Source organism: Streptomyces sp. HUAS MS02, from assembly GCF_055702265.1.
Genome location: NZ_CM146747.1, coordinates 5,400,523 through 5,421,559, shown reverse-complemented (window position 1 = coordinate 5,421,559; position 21,037 = coordinate 5,400,523). Strand labels below are relative to the sequence as shown.

Sequence of the window (21,037 nt, the reverse complement as noted above, 5' to 3'; positions counted from 1 at the left end):
ACATACATTGCGACGAATGCCATCTCCGCGCGTAGACCCGCGCGCCTCGTAAGCTGTGCCCCATGGCGAAGTGGACCCCCAAGCACGAGGCACCGGAGCCCCTGGAAGGGCCCATCGTGCCGACCATCATCGGCGGCACGATCCTGTGGCTCGTCCTCTTCGTCGTCCAGCTCCCCTTCTACGGCTGGTACGAGGACCACGGGCACGCCTGGTGGGTGTGGACCTGCCTGGCGGGCGGCGGACTCGGCTTCATCGGCATCTACTACGTCCGCAGACGGGACGCGGCGATCAAGCGAGACGCGGCACGGCAGGCGGCGGCCGAGGCGGGCGAAGCCGGAGCGGGCAACGTCGGCGAAGCCGACGCGGGAGCGGGCGGAACCGAGACCGGCGCAGCCGGAGCCGGCCAAGCCGAGGCCGGTGACGTGGAGGCCGGCGACGTGGAGGCGCGGCCCGCCACCAACTGAGCCCGTCCGGCGATTGAGGACGAGCCCGAAGGGCGACAAGCGGGGGCCCGGGGGCGCGGCCCCCGACAGCCCGCATCAACCGGCGGCACCCACCGCACACTGCCGCACACCCCCGCACGTACGACTCCGGCACCACGCCGAAGCCGAACCCTCCTCCCCTGGTCGGATCTTCGCCCACTCGATGGGTGAACCACCAAATCCGCACGTACCGTCGGATGCATGACGCACATCGACGCGGGCACCGACCTCGATCCTGTGCACCCCACCACCGCCTCGGCCCTCCGGGACTCGAGGCGGGCGCGTGGGCTGACGGCCGCCGAAGTGACCGAGCGGGTGGCCCGTGGCGAGGTGAACGACGTACCCGTACGGAGCAGCCGCTCCACGGTGGACATCGTCCGCGCCAACGTCTTCACCCGGTTCAACGCGATCATCGGCGTCCTCTGGGTGATCATGCTGTTCGTCGCGCCGATCCAGGACAGCCTCTTCGGCTTCGTGATCCTGGCCAACACGGGCATCGGCATCGTCCAGGAGTGGCGGGCGAAGAAGACCCTCGACTCCCTCGCGGTGATCGGCGAGGCGAGGCCGACGGTCCGGCGGGACGGCGTGGCCACGTCGGTCGGCACGTCCGAGATCGTCCTCGGGGACCTGATCGAGATCGGGCCCGGCGACAAGATCGTCGTCGACGGGGAGTGCGTCGAGACCGACGGCCTGGAGATCGACGAGTCACTGCTCACCGGTGAGGCGGACCCGGTCGTCAAACAACCCGGCGACCAGGTGATGTCCGGCAGTTTCGTGGTCGCGGGCGGCGGCGCGTTCACCGCGACCAAGGTCGGCCGGGAGGCGTACGCGGCCCAGCTGGCCGAGGAGGCGAGCCGCTTCACCCTCGTCCACTCCGAGCTGCGCTCCGGCATCTCCACCATCCTCAAGTACGTCACCTGGATGATGGTGCCGACCGCGATCGGTCTGATCATCAGCCAGCTGATCGTGAAGGAGAACGACTTCAAGGACTCCGTCGCCCGCACGGTCGGCGGCATCGTCCCGATGGTCCCCGAGGGCCTGGTCCTGCTCACCTCCGTCGCCTTCGCCATCGGCGTGATCCGTCTCGGCCGCAAGCAGTGCCTGGTGCAGGAGCTGCCGGCCATCGAGGGCCTGGCCCGCGTCGACACCGTCTGCCTCGACAAGACGGGCACCCTCACCGAGGGCGGCATGGACGTCACCGAGCTGCGCCCCCTGGGCGGGACGGACGAGTCGTACGTACGCCGGGTGCTGGGCGCCCTCGGCGCGTCGGACCCCCGGCCCAACGCCTCGCTCCAGGCGATCATCGACGCCTACCCGGACGGCGAGGACTGGCGCTGCACCCGGTCGCTGCCCTTCTCCTCGGCCCGCAAGTACAGCGGCGCGGCCTTCGGCGAGAGCGACGGCGAGTCCAGCACCTGGCTGCTGGGAGCCCCCGACGTCCTGCTCCCCGACGACGACCCGGCCCTCGCCGAGACCGAACGGCTCAACGAGGACGGGCTACGGGTGCTGCTGCTGGCCCAGGTCACCCGGGAGCTGGACGATCCCGAAGTGGCGACGGACGCGCGTCCCACCGCCCTCGTCGTCCTCGAACAGCGGCTGCGCCCGGACGCCGCCGACACCCTGCGCTACTTCGAGGAGCAGAACGTCCGGGCGAAGGTCATCTCCGGCGACAACGCGGTCTCGGTCGGCGCGGTGGCCGGCAAGCTCGGCCTGGCCGGCGAGGTGGTCGACGCCCGCCGGCTGCCCACCGAGCGCGACCACATGGCGACGGCCCTCGACTCGGGCACCGTGTTCGGCCGCGTGACCCCCCAGCAGAAGCGGGACATGGTCGGCGCGCTCCAGTCCCACGGCCACACGGTCGCGATGACCGGCGACGGGGTGAACGACGTCCTGGCCCTCAAGGACGCCGACATCGGTGTGGCGATGGGCTCCGGGTCGGAGGCGACCCGGGCGGTCGCCCAGATCGTCCTCCTCAACAACAGCTTCGCGACGCTGCCGTCGGTGGTCGCCGAGGGCCGCCGGGTGATCGGCAACATCACCCGCGTGGCGACGCTGTTCCTGGTCAAGACGGTCTACTCGGTGCTGCTCGCCATCCTGGTCGTCTGCTGGCAGGTGGAGTACCCCTTCCTGCCCCGCCATCTGACCCTGCTCTCCACCCTGACGATCGGCGTCCCGGCCTTCTTCCTCGCCCTCGCCCCCAACAAGGAGCGGGCGAAACCCCACTTCGTCCGCAGGGTCATGCGCTACGCCATCCCCGGCGGCGTCCTGGCGGCCCTGGCGACCTTCGCCACGTACCTGATCGCCCGTCACTACTACACCGGGGCCGACGCGTTGGAGGCGGAGACCAGCGCCGCCACCCTCACGCTCTTCCTGATCTCGATGTGGGTGCTGGCCATCATCGCCCGCCCGTACACCTGGTGGCGCCTCGGTCTGGTCGCCGCGATGGCGGCGGGCTTCCTGCTGGTCCTCGTCGTGCCCTGGCTCCAGGACTTCTTCGCGCTGCGCCTGGTCGGCACGACGATGCCGTGGACCGCGGTCGGCGTCGCGGCCGCGGCCGCGGCGGTCCTGGAGTTCCTGTGGAGGTGGGTGGACCGCCGCTTCCCCGCGTAGTCGGCACTTCCCCGCGTAGCCGCCGCTTCCCCGCGTAGTCGGCGTGCCTCCGCGTAGCCGTCGCTTTCCCGCATGGCCGCCGCGCCGGCGCGCGCGAGGGGCGCGCGCATGGGGCGTACGCCCGCGCGCGAAACCGGACCCACGCGGCCGACGTCCTCGCCTCTGACCGACCTCGTCGCGACCACCGCTCCCCCACCCTGACCGGCCGGTGGAGCGGGCCCGTGGCGGGGTGTGCGGTACAGGGAGGGAAGAGGCACCACATGAACCCGGATCAGCCGGTGGAGTTCCACGCCTCGTGCGGGCATCTGATCTCGGCACCGGCCGATCGCGTGGGGCAGGAGGTCCGTTGCCCCCACTGCCACCGGGTGGTGCGGGTCCCGTCCCCGGACGTCCCGTACGCCTCGGCGGTGCCCGTCCCGGCCGGCGCCGTCGAGCCGCCCGCGCTGACCGCCCTCTACGTGACCACTCTGATCGGTGGTCTCGTCGCCGCCGGTCTCGTCTACCTGGTCATGTTCGACGAGCTCTCGGAGACCGAGCTGGTCTCGATCACTCCGCTGTGGTTCTTCCCCGTCGTCTTCGGCCTGTACGGCTTCGCCTCACAGCGGCTGCTGCGCCACATCGCCACCGGCCGCGCGGGAACCCTCGGCGAGGCGGCCCGGCTCTCCATCGACGTGGCCGGTTACTGGGCGGCTCTGGTGCTCTTCCCGTTCCTGGTGCTGAAGTGGCGCAGTTCCCTGCTGGTGTCGCTGGCGGCCGCGCTCTTCTGGGCCGTCCTGCTGTGGCTGTTCTTCGCCCTGCTCTTCCCCGAGCTCTGACCGCCCGACGCGGGGGGGTGCCGTGCAGTCGGCGCGGGCGAAGAAGGCGCCGGCCCCGGGAACCCCCGGAACCGACGCCCATGCGCTCAACGGCCGCCCGCGGCCTACTTCACGTCGACGGCGTCGGCCGCGGAGGTCACGGCCGGAGTGGTGGAGGTGCCCGCGAACACGAAGCGGAACGAACCGTCGGCGCTCGCCTTGACGGTGGTCTTCAGCGCACCGCCGGAGCCGGACTTGACGGTCTTGACGTCCTTGTAGGCGGACGTGCCCTTCTTCTTGAACTGCAGCTTCACCGACTGGCCGGTGTAGCCCGCGTACTTGAGCGTGTCCCAGTTGGCGCGGGTCAGCTTGCCGGAGACCGTGATGGTCTTGCCCTTCTTGACCGGCTCGGGAGAGGCGTTGGTGGTCAGCGCGGACGCGCGCTTGACGCTCGCCGTGGAGTGCTTCTCCTGGATGTTGTAGTCGCCGTCCTTGGCCAGGGCACCGGCGAAGACGTGCCACTTGCCGGCCAGGATGTTGCTGTAGATGTTGTCGTTCGGGTCGGCGACGACGGTCACCTTGCAGGTGGACGTGGTCGCGTCGACGGCGGTGCAGGTGCCGTTCTCCGCGTCCGGGACCATCGCGCCCACGACATCGCCGGAGTCGATGTCGTTCCCTTTCCACAGGAACGCGTAGCCGTCCTCGATGCCCGACGGGTCGGTCGCGGTGACCGAGAGGGTGACGCTCTTCTTCTTGGAGGTGCCGACCACGATGTCCTTGCCACCGTTGACGGTGACCTTCTTGATGACGGTGTCGCCGACGATCTCGTCCGCCAGGGCCCCGAACGGCGTGACCGACGCCCCGAGGGCGCCGGGCGCGTCGTCGGCCTGCGCGGCCGGAGCGGCGAAGACGGACAGGGCGAGGGCGCCCGAGACGGCGATCACAGTGGCACGCGTACGCATGTATTCCCCCGGTGGTGACGTGGGGCCGACGGTCGTCGTCGCATCGGCCCGGGTGGTCGCGAGTCGGCTGACCCGCTGGCTCTACGGGTGGGGGACGCCCTGGTACGTCCGGCGCGTCCCCCTGACTCCTGCTGCTTACTTCACGTCGATGGTGTCGCCCGTGGCGGTCGCGCCCGCCGTGGTCGACGTGCCCGCGAAGACGTAGCGGTACGTGCCGTCGGCGCTCGCCTTGACGGTGGTGGACACGTCGCCCGTGGAAGCGGAGTTGACGGTCTTGACCGTCTTGTAGGCGGTCGTGCCGGCCTTCTTGAACTGCAGCTGCACCGGCTGGCCGCCGAGCGCGCCGTTCACCCCGGTGTTCCAGTTGGCGCGGGTCAGCTTGCTGGTGACGGTGATCGTCTCACCCTTCGCGACCGGCTCCGGAGAGGCGTTCGCGCCCGCGAGCTGGGCGGCGCGCAGGACCTTGAAGGACTTGAGGTTGTCCTTCTGGACGTAGTCGTAGTCCTTGGCCTGGGCGATCGCCCAGGTCTTCCACGTACCGGCCACGGAGTTGATGGCGTTGTAGTTCGGCGTGAAGGTGAAGCTCGCCGAGCAGTTGGACTTGGTGGACGTCACCTTCTTGCAGGTGATCGGGTCCTTGCTCGGCGAGGCGGCGCTGTCGGCGGTGTCGATGTTCGCACCGCGGTACAGGTAGGCCGTGGCCATCCGGTGGCCGGAGTTGTCCGTGACCGTGAACTTGAGCGTGATGGTCTTCTTGGCCTTCGCGCCGACGACGACGGCCTTGCCCCCGTTGACGGAGACGTTGCTGATCTTGATGTTGCCGTACTTGTCGTCGGCCTGCGCGGCCGGAGCGGCGAGAGCGGTCAGGGCCAGAGCGCCGGTGACGACGAGGCCCAAGGTCGCACGCTTGTGCAATGTATTCCCCACGTAATGGGGGACCCGCGGCGCGGATGACGCACGAAGTGTCGGCACGCGGGGCCCGAGTGTCTGGAGAGCCGGGTGGCTCACCAGACCAGACTCGGGACTCCTGGGAATGGTTGTACGAGTTGTGAACAACCTTTGCGAATGTTGCGCAGATCACATCGCGGAGGTTTAGCTCAGTCGAACCAGCGGTCCCGCGCCAACTCCTCCGTCCGGGACGGGTCTTCGAGCAGCGCGGCCACCTCGAAGCGGCGCGGCCACTGCCCGGCCGCCCAGGCCAGTCCGGCCGCGACACCCTCCAGCGTGGCCGCGTGCAGCACACCGTCGCGGGTGCGGCGCCAGTCCAACTCCACGCCGTCGACGACCAGTTCCTCGTGCTCGACGTACGACGCGGGCGTGGCCGGGCCCAGCAGGACCCGCACCGACTCCGGCACGTCGTGCTCCGTGCCCTCGGAGTCGACCTCCCCCGTCACCGACTCGCTGAGCCGCCGCACCTGGAACAGCTCGGCCAACTCGGCGGCCCGCGACGGCCGTACGGGCAGCAGGGGCACACCGGAGGTGAAGGGCAGCAGGTCGGGCGAGTCGACGACCACGGCGTCGGCCGCGTCCACGACGGTCACCTCACCGTCCAGCACCGCGCGCAACTCGTCCGGGAGAGTCACCTGTTCGGGGTCCAAGTCGGCCAACGCGCCGTACAGACCGTGCAGTTGCACGGCCCCCACCGGCAGGTCGGGGTCGGCCAGCCGGTCCAGCAGTTCGGCGGCACCACCCGGCTCGTCCAGCAGCGCGGCCACCGAGGTCCGCACGCCCAGCGCCCGCAGCACCTGCTCGTCGTCGAAGCCGGTGGCGTCGGCCTCGTCGTACAGGCCGCGCAGCAGCGGGTCGCCGCCGGCCGCGAGCAGGCCCGCCGGGCGGCGGCCGTCGAGGACGGGGTGACCACGCAGCCACCAGGCCGTGTAGGGGCGGACGACCTCGTGCGTGCCGTCCGCGAGCAGGATGCGCACCGGCTGGACCAGCGCGTCGCGCAGCGGCGGCTTCGCCAGCAGCGCGAGCGCCTCCGGCCAGCGGTCCTCGTCGACGAGGTCCAGGTCGCGCACGGCCACGATCTCCGTCGCGACCGGCGGCACCGGGCTGTCCGGGAACCGGTCGAGGATGTCCTCGGCCCACACGTCCACCGCGTCCAGCAGCCCGGCGTCGTCGGGCTCGGCGAAGTCCCCGTCGCGCGGCTCCAGTTCGTCGGGGTCGAGGACGACGTCGGTGGCCCGTACGAGGGCGAAGGTGGCGAGGACTCCGCAGGCGGCCAGGGGCTGTTCGCCCCAGCGGTCGGCCAGTTCGGCGTCGACGAAGGCGAGTTCGTCCTCACGCATGACCCGGGCGAACGGGCTGCCGGGGAGGACGAGTTCACCGGCGGGGGCCAGCTCACCGTCCTCGTCGGTGAGGGCGAGGGCGCCGAGCCACGGCTCGTCGCCGGGTTCGAGGCCCGCGTCGCGGACCAGGGCGAGGACGAGGTCGGCCAGCTCGTCGGCGTCGGGCCGTCCGTCCTCCTCGTCCCACACTCCGCCGTCGTCGTCCAGGGAGGCGGCCACGGCGGCCCGTACCTGCGGGGTGGTGAGCACGGCACGCGGGGTCGCGGGCAGCGCGCCCAGCTTCTCCAGGAGGGGATGCGCGGCGTCCGGGTGGGCGACCTTCAGCCCGAGGCGGGCGAGGGTGTCGGGGCGGGCCGCCGTCCCCGGGCCGTCGGGGGCCGGGAGCAGGACCTGCCGGGGCCCGATGGTGGTCCGGCCGTCGGCGAGCGGGACCGGGAGCCCGGACAGACGATCCGGATCGACGCCGGCGAGGCTGTCGTACAGCCGCCGCCACCAGTCGGGGGCCTTCTCCAGCCCGGCGAGCCGGTCGATCGCGTCACCCAGCGGCAGGCGCGCGACGCCCAACGTCCGCAACTCCGCGCGCCGTTCGAGCCCGGCGGGCAGCAGGCTGGGCAGGACGTCCGCGAGCACCCGTACGGTCTCGGCGCCGGCCCCCTCGACGACCTCGGCGTCACGCGGCCGCAGCGCGGCGGACAACTCCTCCAGCTCGTCGTCCGGTTCGGGCATCACGGCACGCGGCAGGAACGCGGTCCTGGGCAGCCGCTCCAGGATCGCCTGGCGCAGCGCCCCGTCCAGCTCGCCCTTGCCCAGCGGGCCGGGCACGAGGTCGATGATGCCCTCGCCCACCGGCTCCCAGGCGGCGAGGAGCGTGGCGTACGCGTCGGCCGCGCGCTGCACGAGGAAGTCGGTGAGCGGCCCGGGCGCCGCGTGCCGCCGGGTCGTGTCCAGCGGGAAGGAGGCGATGAGCAGCGCGGGCACCCCGAGGGCCTCGTCGCTGGGCGTCGGCGCGTGCACCACGGCGCTGGTGCGCGGCCGGACCGGCGCGCCGTCGGGCCCGGTCGGCACGGCCCAGGTGACGGACCAGTGCGGCCGCAGCCGCTCCTCGACGGGCCGGTCGGCGAGCAGCGCGGCCTCGACCGCCCCGTGCTCGGCCACGGTGCGCCAGCGCGTCACCCCGTCCCGCGAGTCCTCCACGACGACGTACGCCCCCTCCACGCGCCGTCGCAGCGTCCGCGCCTCACCGGCGCCGACCTCGATGACGACCTCGTCGAGGCCGGGCAGGGCGAGCAGCAGCGCGTCGTCGACGGCGTGCAGCAGCCGCTCGGCGAGATCGGCGGCGGCGGTGTCGCGCAGCGGCAGGATCACGACGGTGTCGTACGACTCCGGAGCGGACCCCTCGGCCGCGAACGGCAGCCGCAGCAGCGGCACATGACCGTCCCGGCGGCGGATCTCGTCGCCCAGGCCGGGGCTGTGCCGGGCGGTGTCGGCGGCGAGCAGCCGGGCCTCGGCGAGCGACCAGCGGACACCGCCGTGCCGCCCGACGACGGCGGGCTCGTCGGTGACGGCGAGCACGGCGGCGAAGCCGACGCCGAACCGGCCCACCGCGCCCTCGTGGCCACCGCCCGGACTGTCCCGCTTCGCGGACGCGCGGAGCGTGGACAGCGACTCGACGCCGCCCGCGTCCAGCGGGGCGCCGGTGTTGGCGGCGACGAGGACACCGTCCCGGAGGGTCAGCCGCAGCCGCCCGGGGACCTTCGCCCTGGCCGCCGCGTCGGCGGCGTTCTGCGCCAGCTCCACGACGAGGCGGTCCCGGTAGCCGCCGAGGACGAGGTCCTCCTCGGCGTTGGCGTCCTCGCGGAACCGGGCGGGGCTGGTCGCCCAGGCGTCCAGCACGCCCCGCCGCAGTCGCGCCGTCCCGAACGGGTCCGCACCCTCGGCCGCCGGCCGCACGAACTTGCTCACGGTTCACTTCTCCCTGTCGCCTGGTGTCCACGAAGGTACCGGGTCGCTGCGCCGGCTTGGGCCGGGCGCCCAGGGGGTGGCGGTAGCTGGTACGTCGGCGGGTACGGGTGGGTGGGGGCTGGTCGCGCCCACGCGGCGGAGCCGCATATGGACACAGCCCCGCGCCCCTGAAAAGCAGGGGCTGCGCCCGTGCTCTTCAGGCCCGCAGCCCCGCCGTCCTTTCGGGCCCGCAGCCGCGCCGTCTTCCAGGCCCGCAGGGGCCTGGTCTTTTAGGGGCGCGGGGAACTGCGCGAGAAGCCCCGCCTGGGCGCACCCGCCATCGCTCCCGCACCCCCGAGCTACCAGGCGCCCTTACGAATGCCCCAGGTCCGCCTCGGACTCGGTCTCCTCCGACCCCACCGGCACCGACCCGGAGTCCGGGGCGGGCCGCAGCGGGAAGGGGTCCACGCGGGTCTCGTCGAGCCGCGGCGGAGCCGGCCGCGGCGGCTTCGGCATGACCGCCGCCTCCGAGTGCCCCCCGCAGCCGTACGTCAGCGACACCATCCGCCCGTCCGCCGGGGCGAACTCGTTCGCGCACACCCCGAAGGCCTGCCCGAGCGACCCCCCGATCGGCACGAGGAACCCACAGCTCACACACGCGGCGGGCGCGGCCTGGGCCATCGCGGTCTTGGCCCCGAAGCCCTCCTCCCACCGGTCGGCGGCCGTGTGCAGCCCGTACCGGGACAGGACGCGCGCCCGGCGCATCCCCAGCTCCTCGGCGACCGCGGCGATCGACCCGCGGCTCGGCACGAGCGGCAGGTTCGCCGGCACCCCACCGGTGACCTCGGCGTCCTCCGCCTCCACCAGCTCGGCCATGTCGTGCGAGACGGGCGAGTTGGGCAGTGGTTCGTCCTCGCCGGAGTACCCGGGCTCCAGCCGCAGATCCTCGGCGTCGGTGGGCAGCAGATCGCCGGGGCCCATGTCGCCGGGCCGGAGCCGTTCGCTCCACGGCACCCACTCCGGCGCGAGCAGCGCGTCCGGGCCGGGCAGCAGCACGACCTCGTCCAGGGTCACCAACTTCGCGCGGGAGGCGCGGGCGACGGTGACGGCCCAGCGCCAGCCGCGGTACCCCATCTCCTTGCACTCGAAGAAGTGCGTCACGACGCGGTCGCCCTCGGAGATGAGGCCCGCGTGTTCGCCCACCACGCCGGGTGCGGCGGCCTCCTCGGCGGCGGAGCGGGCGAGGTCGACGGCCTCGGCGCACAGACGGTCGGGGGTGCGGCTTCGCGTTGTCGCTGCGCTCACAGGTATCGCTTCTCTCCTACGCCGTCTCACGAGTGCGCCTCCCTCGGCGGGGGGTGCGGACGGAGCGGACCAGGGGGCCGCGTCGACGTCCGCGCCCGATCGCACTCGGGCGCACCTATGTCATCCATTCTGCGGGATGAACGAGAGGCGCGCGGCCGAGAACAACCGCCGCAGGCGCGCTATGCACGCTACCTTCTCCGAGGCTCGTCGCCCACACCGACGTAAGGGTTCCGCGATTCCGCTGCGCTCGGCTTCGGCCTACGACGGGGGGCGGGGGGCGGCTTCGGCTGCGGCCGACGGTTGGCGAAAAACCGCCGTGGCCTGCGGCCCGCTCCACGCGAGGGGGTTGGGGGAGACCGGGTTGTCGGGCGTGTGCGGGCCCGGAGGGAGCTTCTCGCGCAGTTCCCCGCGCCCCTGAAAAAGCGGGGCTGCGCCCCGGCTTCTTCATCGGCCACCGAGCGGCGTCCCCTGCCGCGCCATCGGCTTTCAGGCCCGCGGGGCCTGGCTTTTGAGGGGCGCGGGGAACCGCGCGAGAAGCCCCTCCGGGCCCGCACCCGCCGCCGAAACACGCGCCCCCACCCCATCAGGCGCCCGGCCCTCGACGCCCCCACCCCACGGCCATACGAGCGGTAACCGCACTACGCCCCGCCATCTCGGGGCACTATGACGAGGTGACCGGCGCCGAGCGGAGCGGAGCGCGCGGATCGGGTCGGGTGACCGGCGCGGTCCGCTCGGTGGGCCGCGCCCTGCACCTCCCGTTCACCGGCCCGGCCCGGGGCATCCGCAAGGCCACCCACGCCCACGGCGCCGGCGAGTCCGGCCTCGGCAAACTGATCGAACTGCACGGAGTGAACGGCGCCGGCGACGTGATGATCACCGTCTCCCTCGCCTCCACGGTCTTCTTCTCCGTCCCCACCGACGAGGCCCGCGGCCGCGTCGCCCTCTACCTCGCCATCACCCTCGCCCCCTTCGCCCTGCTCGCCCCGGTCGTCGGCCCCCTCCTGGACCGTCTCCCGCACGGCCGCCGCGCCGCGATGGCCGGAGCCATGCTGGCCAGGGCGTTCCTCGCCCTGATCCTCGTCGGCGCCGTCGAGACGGGCCGCATCGAGCTCTACCCCGCCGCACTCGGCGTCCTGGTCGCGTCGAAGGCGTACGGCGTCGTCAGAAGCGCGGTCGTCCCCCGGCTCCTCCCGCCCGGGTTCTCCCTGGTGAAGGCCAACTCCCGGGTCACCCTCTGCGGCCTGCTCGCCACTGGCGTCGCCGCCCCCATCGGCGCCGGACTCCAGGCGCTCGGCCCCCGCTGGCCGCTCTACGGCGCCTGCCTGATCTTCATCGCGGGCACGTTCCTCTCCTTCACACTGCCCGCGAAGGTCGACTCGGCGAAGGGCGAGGACCGGGCGCTGCTCGCGGCCGACGCCGAGCACCTGCACGGCCCGCACCGCAGCAGCACGCTCAAGCGGCCGGGGCTGCGGACGGTCGGCCCGGCGGTCACCCACGCGCTCGGCGCGAACGCCGCCCTGCGCGGCCTCTCCGGCTTCCTGATCTTCTATCTGGCGTTCCTGCTGCGCATCCACCCGCTGCACGGGCAGAGCGCGGCCCTGTCGCTGGGCATGGTGGCCGTGGCCGCCGGTACGGGGAACGCGCTGGGCACGGCCGTCGGCGCGTGGGTGAAGCAGCGCTCGCCGGAGCTGATCATCGTGACCGTGGTCGCCGTGGAGCTGGTGGTGGCGATCCTGGCGGCGCTGTTCTTCAGCACATTCTTCGTCGCCGCTCTCGCCGCGGTCGCCGGTTTCTCGCAGGCGCTGTCCAAGCTGTCGCTGGACGCCCTGATCCAGCGTGACGTCCCCGAACTCGTGCGCACCTCCGCGTTCGCCCGCTCCGAGACCCTGCTGCAGATGTCCTGGGTGGTCGGCGGCGCCCTCGGGATCGCCCTGCCCCTCAACGGCACCCTGGGGATGGCCGTGGCCGCCGGGATCGTCGCCGCCGGCTGGCTCACCACGGTCCGCGGCCTGCTCTCCTCCGCCCGGCACGGGGGCGCGCCCCGGGCCCGGGTGGCCTGACCACGACCCGGCCGACCCCGGCACCCCGCCCGGCCGACCCCGGTTCGCCGCCCGGCCGACCCCGGCACGCCGTACCCCACATAAGGGCACCCCTGGACACGCCAGATAGCCTTCGCCCATGACCTCCCCGCGTTCCCGTCGCGCCGCAGCCACTCTCGGCGCCGTTTCCGCCGGACTCCTCGTCCTGTCGGCCTGCGATGAGCCCACGCCGATGGCCACCGTCACGATCGGTACCGACTCGATCAGCTCCGAGGCCGCCTGCTACCGCACCCTCACCGCCGAAGAGGCCAGGGAGTGCGCGCAGAAGAAGCCCTCCAAGTCGATCGACCTGCCCCAGGGCGAGACGCTGCGCATCGGTGTCGACCCCGAGGTGTCGGAGACGGGCTGGGCCCTGTGGATCAACGGGGAGCAGGCCACCAACAACACGTTCGACAAGACGTACTGGTCCTTCGAGAACGCCGACCTGTTCGCCACCCAGCCGGGTCAGGCCGCCCAGAAGTCGCTGACCATCAGCGTCGTCGAGCAGAACGCCGAGGGCTCGAAGATCGAGGGCGTGTGGAACTTCGAGCTGAAGAACCCCGACGCCTGATCCACGGCCGACCCCCATGCGCATCCTCGTAGCCACCGCCGTCCCGGCCGAACGGGACGCGGTGGCACGAGCGCTTCCGGGCCCGGCGACCGAGTCCCGCCTCCCGGCCGGCACCCTCCACCGGTTCCGCGCCTCGGCCCACGAACCGGACGCGACGCCGCGCGACTCGGCGACGACCACCGCACCTGGCCACGGCGACACCCCGCCCCCACTCCCCACCGGCCCGGAGTACGACCTCCTCGCCGCCGGTGTGGGCCCCGCGCTCGCCGCCGCGTCCGTCGCCGGTGCGCTGACGGCGGCGGTCCTGGAGGGCAGGCCGTACGGGCTGGTCGTGTCCGCCGGGATCGCGGGCGGGTTCGCGCCCGACGCACCCCTCGGCTCGCTCGTCCTCGCCGAGGAGATCACGGCCGCCGATCTCGGCGCCGAGACACCGGACGGCTTCCTCCCGGTCACCGACCTGGGCTTCGGCACCGTCACCCACCACCCGCCCCGGGACCTCGTACGCGCCGCCGCGACCGCCACCGGCGCCCGTACCGGCACCGTGCTCACCGTCTCCACGGTCACCGGCAGCGCCGGGCGCGCGGCCGAACTGCGCGCCCGCCACCCCCGCGCGCTGGCCGAGGCGATGGAGGGCTTCGGGGTCGCCGAGGCCGCCGCCGCGCACGCGACACCCGTCCTCGAACTGCGGGCCGTCTCCAACCCCGTGGGCCCGCGCGACCGGGCCGCCTGGCGGATCGGCGACGCCCTGACCGCACTCACCACGGCCTTCGGGAAGCTGACACCCGTACTGGAGAGTTGGAACCCCCATGAGCCCTGAGACGAGCCCCGAGACAAGCCCCGAGACAAGCCGGGATTCGAGCCCGGACACGAGCCTCGCGACCGCCCCCGCCGAAGCCGGCCTTCCCGGGACCGGCGCGCTGCGGATGGCGTACTCCTCCTGCCCGAACGACACCTTCGTCTTCGACGCCTGGGCCCACGGCCGGATCCCGGGCGCGCCCGCGCCCGACGTGACGTTCGCGGACATCGACATCACCAACGGCATGGCCGAACGCGGCGACCTCGACGTACTGAAGGTGTCGTACGCCGTCCTGCCGTACGTCCTCGACGAGTACGCGCTGCTGCCGTGCGGCGGTGCGCTGGGGCGGGGCTGCGGTCCGCTGGTGCTGACGCGGGAGCCGGGCTCGGACCTCACCGGCCGTACGGTGGCCGTGCCGAGCGAGCGCTCGACCGCGTATCTGCTCTTCCGTCTCTGGGCGGCGGACACGCTGCCCGGCGGGGTCGGCGAGATCGTCGTGATGCCGTTCCACGAGATCATGCCGGCCGTACGGGACGGGAAGGTCGACGCCGGACTCGTGATCCACGAGGCCCGCTTCACCTACCGGAACTACGGCCTCCACAAGCTCGCCGACATGGGCGAGCACTGGGAGGAGACGACGGGACTGCCGATCCCGCTCGGCGCGATCATCGCGAAGCGCTCGCTGGGCGCGGCGACCCTGACCACGCTCGCCGAGACGATCCGCGCCTCCGTCCACGCGGCCTGGGACGACCCCGAGGCCTCCCGCCCCTACGTCCTGGAACACGCCCAGGAGATGGACCCGGCCGTCGCCGACCAGCACATCGGCCTGTACGTCAACGAGTTCACGGCCGATCTCGGCGAGGACGGCTACGCGGCGGTCAGGGGTCTGCTGACCCGCGCGGCGGCCGAGGGACTGGTACCGCCCCTCGGCCCGGACGCGCTCGAATTCCCCTGAGAACCAGGGGAGTCGGTGGGTCCCGCCGGGTCCCGGTGGGACCCGCCGGGACCCGACAAGATCCAGCGGGTCTACACGTCCAACTGGTCGGCCACGGCGCGCAACAGACCCGCGATCTTCTTGCCGGCGGCACGGTCGGGATAGCGACCCCGCTCCAGCATCGGCGTGATGTTCTCCAGCAGTGTCGTCAGGTCCTGCACGATCGAGGCCAGTTCGTCGGGCTTCTTGCGCTGGGCCGCGGCGACCGAGGGTGCGGGCTCCAGGATCGTCACGGAAAGGGCCTGGTCGCCGCGCTGACCGGCGACGACTCCGAACTCGACCTTCTGGCCCGGCTTCAAGGTGTCGACACCGGCGGGCAGTACGGAGGAGTGGACGAAGACGTCACCGCCGTCGTCGCGGGAGAGAAAGCCGAAGCCCTTCTCGCTGTTGAACCATTTGACCTTGCCGGTAGGCACGTCTGTCCTCGTCCTCGTACTCGTCGGAAAACTGCGTCTGAAAGGTGTTCGAAGGTGCTCTAAGTGTGTTCTGAACGTGTTCTCGGTGTGCGGAAACTGCTCTGGACAGCACTACAGCGGGTCGCCGGACCCGCCGGTCCCCAGCCTATTGGTCCGGGGGCGGGTGACAAGACGTCGGCCGACTGTTCCCTCGCGCTGGGAACTACCCTGGTCGGGTGCGTGACAAAACCCAACCGAATTCCGCCGAACCCGGTGACCGACTGATCCGTGTCGGCGGGATCGTCTTCGTCATCGGCGCCGTGGCCACACTGGTCACCGTGGCCCCGCTGTTCCTCGGAACGACTCCGTTCCCCGTCTACATGTTCGTGCTGAGCATGCTCATGGGCGTCGGATTCCTCATCGCCGGCGCCGGAGTCCTCCAGTCGGTCGCGGCGGGCCGCAGAAGGGCCCGCGAAGCGCGCTTCTAGGGCGTCAGCGGGAGCGCGTCCGCCGGCGACCGGCCTACCGGCCTATTCGGTGTATCCGGTGAGCCACTGTGGGAAGTCCGTCAGGTCCGCGAGGACGACGTCGGCGCCCGCCTCGCGCAGCTCCCGCTCGTCGCAGGGACCGGTGGCGACGGCGACCGAGTACGCCCCTGCCGTGCGCGCGCCCCGTACGTCGCCGGTGTGGTCGCCGACGTACACGCTCGCGCCGTGCTCGCGCAGGGCGTCCGCCTTCGCCTCCGCCCACAGGTCGCCCACGACCACGTCGGGCTCGATGCCGAGGTGCTCCAGGTGCAGCTTGGCGTTCGGCTCGTACTTGGCGGTGACCACGATGGCCCGGCCGCCGACCGCCCGGACCGCGGCGATCGCCTCCGGCGCGCCCGGCATCGCGGGGGTCGCGGCGATCGCGATCGCCGGGTACATCTCCCGGTAGAGGTCGGCCATGGCCGGGATCTCGGCCGCCGGGAACCAGTGCGCGAGCTCGTCCGCCAGGGGCGGACCCAGCCGGGTGATCGCCAGGTCGGCGTCTATGTACACCCCCGTGCGCGCCGCCAACGCCTCGTAGCAGGCGTGGATCCCCGGCCGAGAATCGATCAACGTCATATCGAGATCGAACCCGACGGTCAGCATGGGAGAGCTCATGGCGTCCATTGTGGGGTGGCTGGGATGCGTCGTCGGCTGCGGGTTCGGTGGGGGCTGGTCGCGCAGTTCCCCGCGCCCCTGAAAAGCAGGGGCTGCGCCCGTGCTTTTCGCCCCGAAAGGGCCGCAGGCCCTTCAGGGGCGCAGGCCCTTCAGGGGCGCGGGGAACTGCGCGAGAAGCCCCACCGAACGGACGTCTGGGGGTCGAAGGGGCGCAGCCCCTTGGTGGGGGCACCTCCCGCTCGAGCGAAGCCGAGAGTGGGGGAGGGACGGGTAGGGGCGGCGGGGGCGAAACAAAAACCGCTCAACGCGCCCGCTGCGACCGCCACAACAGATAGAGCGCGGACGACACGGCCGCGACCCGCAGCACCCACGGCCAGGTCTCCGCCAGCGCATCACTCATCTGCCCCTGAGCGATGGGATCCCCCCACCGCCCGTCACCACGCCCCCACAGCCACACCACACCCCCGGCCGCCACCACCCCGGGTACCCCCATCACCGCCCACTTCGACTCCGCGGGCGTCAACCTCCGCGAGAGATAGGCGATCAACCACCCCAGCCCCAACGGCACCAGGCTCCCCATGACCGCTCCCGCGACCAACAGCACGGCCGCCAGCAACAGCAGCGGATTGCTCCACCCCCCACCCACGGGCCGCAACCGGGGCAACGGCAACCGCCGCCGCCGAGGAGCCCCTTCCTCCACGCCCCCCGCCGAAGCCGCCGCCCCCTTCTCGACGACAGCCCCGGGCCCGGGCTCCCCCTCGGCGTTTGCGTCCCGCTTTCCGTCCCCGTCCGCCTTCGCCGGAGGCGGCGGCTTCAGCAACTCGGGAATCTCCACACCCCCGACGAACCCCGGCACGGAGTCCCCGATCCCGAACCCGATGTCGCCGCCGGGCCCGCCGCCCCCGCCGACCCGCCACCAGTCGGGCTGCGCGTCGCCCTCCCCCAGCTCGTGCAGCGGGGCGAGATGGGGCGGAGCGGCACCACCCGCCACCGGCGGCGGCACGGCGTCGGCGGAACGGGGGCGCGGCACGACCCGCCGCAGCCCCTTGGCCCGCTCCCCGGTGTCCTCGGCGGTCACGTCCCCACCGGTCACCCGCTGCACGGGTACGGCGGCCGCCGGGGGCTCCGGTACGTCACCGGGCCCGCCCGCGGCCTCGACGACCTCGTCCGGCGTCCCCAGGCGGGCGATGATGCGGCGTACGGCGGCGGGACTGTCCACCGGCGCCTTCGCCCGCCGCCGGTCGATCTCGTCCCGCAGTCCCGACACGAGACGCATCCGCGTCGAGGACGGCAACTGCCGCTGCTGGGCCAGGTCACCGACCCGGCTCAGGTACTCGTAGACGACCTGGTCGCTCTCAATCCCCACGAAGCCCCTCCGGGGTCGGCCGCGCATACTCCTCCGACCGTATCGCTTCCGGCTGGACGGGAGTCATGCCCCGATCCGGGAGGCATGAAGTCATGGCCGATCCCGGTGGACGAGAGCCATGACCAATCCCCTTGAGCGGGAGCCATGGCCCGAGAAGCAAGGGGCGCAGCCCCGGCTTCTCAGGGGCGCGGGGAACTGCGCGACCAGCCCCCACCCACCCGCACCCGCCGACGAAACGCGCACCCCCAACCCACCAGGCACCCCCACACGCACCCCCAACCCACCAGGCACCCCCACACGCACCCCGACCCACCAGACACCCCACCCGAACGCACCCCCACCCCACCGGCCCCCCACGAACCCACCCCCGAGCCACCAGACGCCCCAGCCCGGCGCAGCCGCTACCGTTGGCCGGATGAGCACCGAGGAGCACACCCCCACGGAGGCGGCCCCCACCGGCGGAGCCCCCCGTTCGCTGGCGGAGGCGCTGCGCGGACGCGACGACCGTTCGCTCGCCGTGCTGCTCCGGGCGCGGCCGGACCTCATCACGCCCGTGCCCACGGACCTGACCCAGCTGGCCACCCGCGCCGGCACCCGCGCCTCGGTGGTCCGGGCCCTGGAGCGCCTGGACCGGTTCGCCCTGCAGACCGCCCAGGCCCTGGCCGTGGCGGCGGACCCGGCGCCGTACGCCGAACTCGCCGCCCTGCTGGCCGGTGACGACGCGGACCCCGCCGTCACCGCCGCGCTGCCCCACGCCCTCGCCACCCTGCGCGACCAGGCCCTCGTATGGGGCCCCGACGACCGGCTCCGCCTCGTCCGCACGGCCCGTGAGCTGCTCGCCCCCTCGCCGCAGCACCCCTCCCCCACCGGCCTCGGCCCGACCGTCGCGGAGGCCACGGCGGGCATGTCGCCGGGGCGGGTCCAGGAGATCGTCGCGGCGGCCGGCCTGCCGAGCACCCACGACTCGGTCTCGGCGGTCACGGCCCTCGCCAAGCTCTTCACCGACCGCCGCCGCATGGCCGCGCTCCTCGCCGCCGCGCCCCCGGAGTCCCTCGACGTCCTGACCCGGCTGGTGTGGGGGCCGCCGTACGGCCAGGTCACCGCCCACCCGGCGGCCCATCTGCGCTGGCTGCTGGACCGGGGGCTGCTGCTGCCCACGGCCCCCGGCACGGTCGTCCTGCCCCGCGAGGTCGCCCTCCACCTGCGCGGGGGTCGCGCGCACCGGGAGGTGCAGCCCGTGCCGCCGCCCGTCGAGGCATCGGGCGCGCACCGTCCACAGGTTGTGGACGCGACGGCGGCCGGGCAGGCGTACACCGCGCTGGCGACCGTGGAGGAGTTGCTGAAGGACTGGGACGAGGGCGGCCCCGGCGTCCTGCGCGCGGGCGGGTTGAGCGTGCGGGACCTGAAACGGACCGCCGTGGCCCTCGACCTGCCCGAGCCGGTGGCCGCCTTCTGGGTCGAACTCGCCTACTCCGCAGGGCTGTTGGCCTCCGACGGCGAGGCCGACGAACGGTACGCCGCCACACCCGCCTACGACGAGTGGCTGGAGCTGCCCGCCGCCGAGCGCTGGGCGCGGCTCGCCACGGCCTGGCTGACGGCGACCCGTACGCCGGGCGTGATCGGGGAACGGGACGCCAAGGACCGTACGTTGTCGGCGCTGGGCCCGGGGCTGGACCGGTCGGCCGCGCCCGAGGTGCGCCATCGGGTCCTCGCCCTGCTCGCCGGGCTCCCCGAGGGCACCTCGGCCACCCCCGACTCCGTACTGGCCCGCCTCCACTGGGAACGCCCCACGCGCGGCGGCCAGCAGTCCCACCAGGCCCCCGCCCAGCCCGCGCAGGCGCAGCCACAGCAGCCCGCGCAGCCCCAGTCGCCCCAGTCGTCCCAGTCGGCCCAGTCGGCCCAGTCGTCCCCGTCGGCCCAGCAGCCGTCCGCGCGGTCGCGTCAGGGCGAGGACCTGCGGGCCCGGATCGCCCGGTGGACCCTCTCCGAGGCCGAGTCGCTCGGGGTCACCGGGCGCGGCGCGCTGTCGTCGCACGGTCGCGCGCTCCTCGGGCTGCCTCCCGAGACCGCCGCCACGGCCGAACTGCCGGCGACCCCGGGCGACAAGCTCCCCGCGCACCACGTGCCCCTCCCCGACCGCCCATCGGCCCCCTCCCCCGACCCTGTCGCCGAGCAGGCCGCGGCCGCCTCCCGGGCCGCCCGACTGCTCGCTCCGCTGCTTCCCGAGCCGCTGGACCACGTCCTGCTCCAGGCCGACCTGACGGCCGTCGCGCCCGGCCCGCTGAAGCGTCCGCTGGCCGACATGCTGGGCGTGCTGGCGGACGTGGAGTCGAAGGGTGGCGCGACGGTCTACCGGTTCACGCCGGGGTCCGTACGCCGGGCCCTGGACGCGGGGCGCAGCGCCTCCGATCTGCACGACTTCCTGACCGCGCACTCCCGTACGCCGGTCCCGCAGCCGCTCGCGTACCTGATCGACGACGTGGCCCGCCGCCACGGCCATCTGCGGATCGGCGCGGCGTCGGCGTACGTCCGCTGCGACGACGACGCGATGCTCAGCGAGATCCTCGCCGACAAGCGGTCGCAGGGGCTCGGGCTGCGGCGGCTCGCGCCGACCGTCCTCGCCGCCCAGGCCGACCCGGCGACACTGCTCGACGGGCTGCGGGCTATGGGGTACGCGCCGGCGGCCGAGTCGGCGGAGGGCGATGTGCTGATCACCCGGGCGCACGCCCACCGCACCCCGCCCCGCACGGCCCCGGAGCCCGTCCCGGACGGTCCCCCGGCCCCGGACGACACCCTGCTGGGCGCCGCGATCCGCGCCATCCGCGCCGGCGACCTGGCCTCCACCACGCCGCGCCGGACTCCCGACGGCCCGGCCACCCCGCCGGGCGCCCTGCCCCGTACCGGCTCCGCCGAGACGCTCGCGACGATGCAGGCCGCCGTCCTCACCGGCGAGGCCCTCTGGATCGGCTACGTCAACGCCGAGGGCTCCGCCAGCCAGCGGGTCATCGCGCCGGTCCGCGTCGAGGGCGGCTTCGTGACGGCGTACGACCACACGGCGGACGAGGTGCGCACCTTCCCGCTCCACCGGATCACGGGCGTCGCGGAACTGGCGGACGACGCGACCTGACCGAACCGGTCACACCTGGTCACACCTTGTTGATCAAGCCGTCTCCCGCGCATCACCCGTTCGGGCGTACGCGGGCTTTCATGCAGGCCACGCCGGTTTTTCCCCCTCATGGGCGAGCGCGGGCCGCCCGGCGCATCCTCTTCGGGCGCGCGGGGCAGCCACCCTGTGTCCGATCGAGATCGA

General features: G+C 73.2%; 16 protein-coding genes. 9 read left to right on the top strand and 7 right to left on the bottom strand.

Going from position 1 to position 21,037, the window contains the following annotated elements:
• Window positions 1-62: 62 nt before the first annotated feature.
• The 3 genes from ACZ9QC_RS23420 to ACZ9QC_RS23410 all read left to right on the top strand — a co-directional run bounded on the left by ACZ9QC_RS23420 (window position 63) and on the right by ACZ9QC_RS23410 (window position 3,907).
• Window positions 63-464 carry a DUF2530 domain-containing protein gene (locus ACZ9QC_RS23420; protein WP_472914905.1) on the top strand — a complete coding sequence of 134 codons (402 nt, stop codon included), beginning with the start codon at window positions 63-65 and terminating at the stop codon, window positions 462-464.
• Between the two features lie 219 nt (window positions 465-683).
• The gene (locus ACZ9QC_RS23415) at window positions 684-3,092 is read left to right on the top strand and encodes an HAD-IC family P-type ATPase (RefSeq protein ID WP_472914904.1); all 2,409 of its coding nucleotides are present in this window, start codon (window positions 684-686) and stop codon (window positions 3,090-3,092) included.
• A gap of 260 nt (window positions 3,093-3,352) precedes the next feature.
• A complete protein-coding gene (locus ACZ9QC_RS23410) occupies window positions 3,353-3,907 on the top strand; it encodes a TFIIB-type zinc ribbon-containing protein (RefSeq protein WP_472914903.1) in 555 nt (184 codons plus the stop codon).
• A 104-nt stretch (window positions 3,908-4,011) separates the two neighbouring features.
• On the opposite strand, the gene ACZ9QC_RS23405 is transcribed toward ACZ9QC_RS23410, so the two are convergent.
• The 4 genes from ACZ9QC_RS23405 to ACZ9QC_RS23390 form a co-directional block, all read right to left on the bottom strand.
• Window positions 4,012-4,848, bottom strand: coding sequence for a DUF5707 domain-containing protein (locus ACZ9QC_RS23405; protein WP_472914902.1), 837 nt, complete (start codon window positions 4,846-4,848; stop codon window positions 4,012-4,014).
• A gap of 135 nt (window positions 4,849-4,983) precedes the next feature.
• Complete coding sequence (locus tag ACZ9QC_RS23400) at window positions 4,984-5,763, bottom strand: calcium-binding protein (RefSeq protein WP_472914901.1); 780 nt, start codon at window positions 5,761-5,763, stop codon at window positions 4,984-4,986.
• 182 nt (window positions 5,764-5,945) lie between these two features.
• On the bottom strand, window positions 5,946-9,098 hold the full coding sequence (locus ACZ9QC_RS23395; protein WP_472914900.1) for a sacsin N-terminal ATP-binding-like domain-containing protein: 3,153 nt from the start codon (window positions 9,096-9,098) through the stop codon (window positions 5,946-5,948).
• A 351-nt stretch (window positions 9,099-9,449) separates the two neighbouring features.
• Window positions 9,450-10,382: a DUF3027 domain-containing protein gene (locus ACZ9QC_RS23390; RefSeq protein ID WP_472914899.1), complete on the bottom strand. Its 933-nt coding sequence runs from the start codon at window positions 10,380-10,382 to the stop codon at window positions 9,450-9,452.
• A 671-nt stretch (window positions 10,383-11,053) separates the two neighbouring features.
• Here ACZ9QC_RS23390 and ACZ9QC_RS23385 point away from each other — a divergent pair.
• The 4 genes from ACZ9QC_RS23385 (at window position 11,054) to ACZ9QC_RS23370 (ending at window position 14,782) form a co-directional block, all read left to right on the top strand.
• Complete coding sequence (locus ACZ9QC_RS23385) at window positions 11,054-12,442, top strand: MFS transporter (protein WP_472914898.1); 1,389 nt, start codon at window positions 11,054-11,056, stop codon at window positions 12,440-12,442.
• A 118-nt stretch (window positions 12,443-12,560) separates the two neighbouring features.
• Entirely contained in the window at window positions 12,561-13,031 is a 471-nt protein-coding gene (locus ACZ9QC_RS23380) for a hypothetical protein (protein WP_472914897.1), read from the top strand.
• Between the two features lie 16 nt (window positions 13,032-13,047).
• A complete protein-coding gene (locus ACZ9QC_RS23375) occupies window positions 13,048-13,848 on the top strand; it encodes a futalosine hydrolase (RefSeq protein WP_472914896.1) in 801 nt (266 codons plus the stop codon).
• Between the two features lie 106 nt (window positions 13,849-13,954).
• Complete coding sequence (locus ACZ9QC_RS23370; protein WP_472921774.1) at window positions 13,955-14,782, top strand: 1,4-dihydroxy-6-naphthoate synthase; 828 nt, start codon at window positions 13,955-13,957, stop codon at window positions 14,780-14,782.
• 71 nt (window positions 14,783-14,853) lie between these two features.
• Here the strand turns inward: ACZ9QC_RS23370 and ACZ9QC_RS23365 are convergent, their stop codons facing one another.
• Entirely contained in the window at window positions 14,854-15,237 is a 384-nt protein-coding gene (locus ACZ9QC_RS23365; RefSeq protein ID WP_045556039.1) for a cold-shock protein, read from the bottom strand.
• A 215-nt stretch (window positions 15,238-15,452) separates the two neighbouring features.
• On the opposite strand from ACZ9QC_RS23365, the gene ACZ9QC_RS23360 reads away from it, so the two are divergent.
• A complete protein-coding gene (locus tag ACZ9QC_RS23360) occupies window positions 15,453-15,704 on the top strand; it encodes a hypothetical protein (RefSeq protein WP_184892583.1) in 252 nt (83 codons plus the stop codon).
• Between the two features lie 42 nt (window positions 15,705-15,746).
• Here ACZ9QC_RS23360 and ACZ9QC_RS23355 read toward each other — a convergent pair whose 3' ends face one another.
• Both ACZ9QC_RS23355 and ACZ9QC_RS23350 read right to left on the bottom strand, forming a co-directional pair.
• Window positions 15,747-16,370: an HAD family hydrolase gene (locus ACZ9QC_RS23355; protein WP_472914895.1), complete on the bottom strand. Its 624-nt coding sequence runs from the start codon at window positions 16,368-16,370 to the stop codon at window positions 15,747-15,749.
• 292 nt (window positions 16,371-16,662) lie between these two features.
• Window positions 16,663-17,727 carry a hypothetical protein gene (locus tag ACZ9QC_RS23350; protein WP_472914894.1) on the bottom strand — a complete coding sequence of 355 codons (1,065 nt, stop codon included), beginning with the start codon at window positions 17,725-17,727 and terminating at the stop codon, window positions 16,663-16,665.
• Between the two features lie 415 nt (window positions 17,728-18,142).
• Here ACZ9QC_RS23350 and ACZ9QC_RS23345 point away from each other — a divergent pair, with 415 nt between their 5' ends.
• The gene (locus ACZ9QC_RS23345) at window positions 18,143-20,854 is read left to right on the top strand and encodes a helicase-associated domain-containing protein (protein ID WP_472914893.1); all 2,712 of its coding nucleotides are present in this window, start codon (window positions 18,143-18,145) and stop codon (window positions 20,852-20,854) included.
• Window positions 20,855-21,037 lie beyond the last annotated feature (183 nt).

Excerpts from the sequence above, each read along its gene's own strand:
- ACZ9QC_RS23370 (WP_472921774.1), top strand. The coding sequence starts at position 13,955 with ATGGCGTACTCCTCCTGCCCGAACGACACCTTCGTCTTCGACGCCTGG.
- ACZ9QC_RS23355 (WP_472914895.1), bottom strand. The coding sequence starts at position 16,370 with ATGGACGCCATGAGCTCTCCCATGCTGACCGTCGGGTTCGATCTCGAT.
- ACZ9QC_RS23345 (WP_472914893.1), top strand. The coding sequence starts at position 18,143 with ATGAGCACCGAGGAGCACACCCCCACGGAGGCGGCCCCCACCGGCGGA.
- ACZ9QC_RS23410 (WP_472914903.1), top strand. The coding sequence starts at position 3,353 with ATGAACCCGGATCAGCCGGTGGAGTTCCACGCCTCGTGCGGGCATCTG.
- ACZ9QC_RS23415 (WP_472914904.1), top strand. The coding sequence starts at position 684 with ATGACGCACATCGACGCGGGCACCGACCTCGATCCTGTGCACCCCACC.
- ACZ9QC_RS23405 (WP_472914902.1), bottom strand. The coding sequence starts at position 4,848 with ATGCGTACGCGTGCCACTGTGATCGCCGTCTCGGGCGCCCTCGCCCTG.
- ACZ9QC_RS23420 (WP_472914905.1), top strand. The coding sequence starts at position 63 with ATGGCGAAGTGGACCCCCAAGCACGAGGCACCGGAGCCCCTGGAAGGG.
- ACZ9QC_RS23375 (WP_472914896.1), top strand. The coding sequence starts at position 13,048 with ATGCGCATCCTCGTAGCCACCGCCGTCCCGGCCGAACGGGACGCGGTG.
- ACZ9QC_RS23380 (WP_472914897.1), top strand. The coding sequence starts at position 12,561 with ATGACCTCCCCGCGTTCCCGTCGCGCCGCAGCCACTCTCGGCGCCGTT.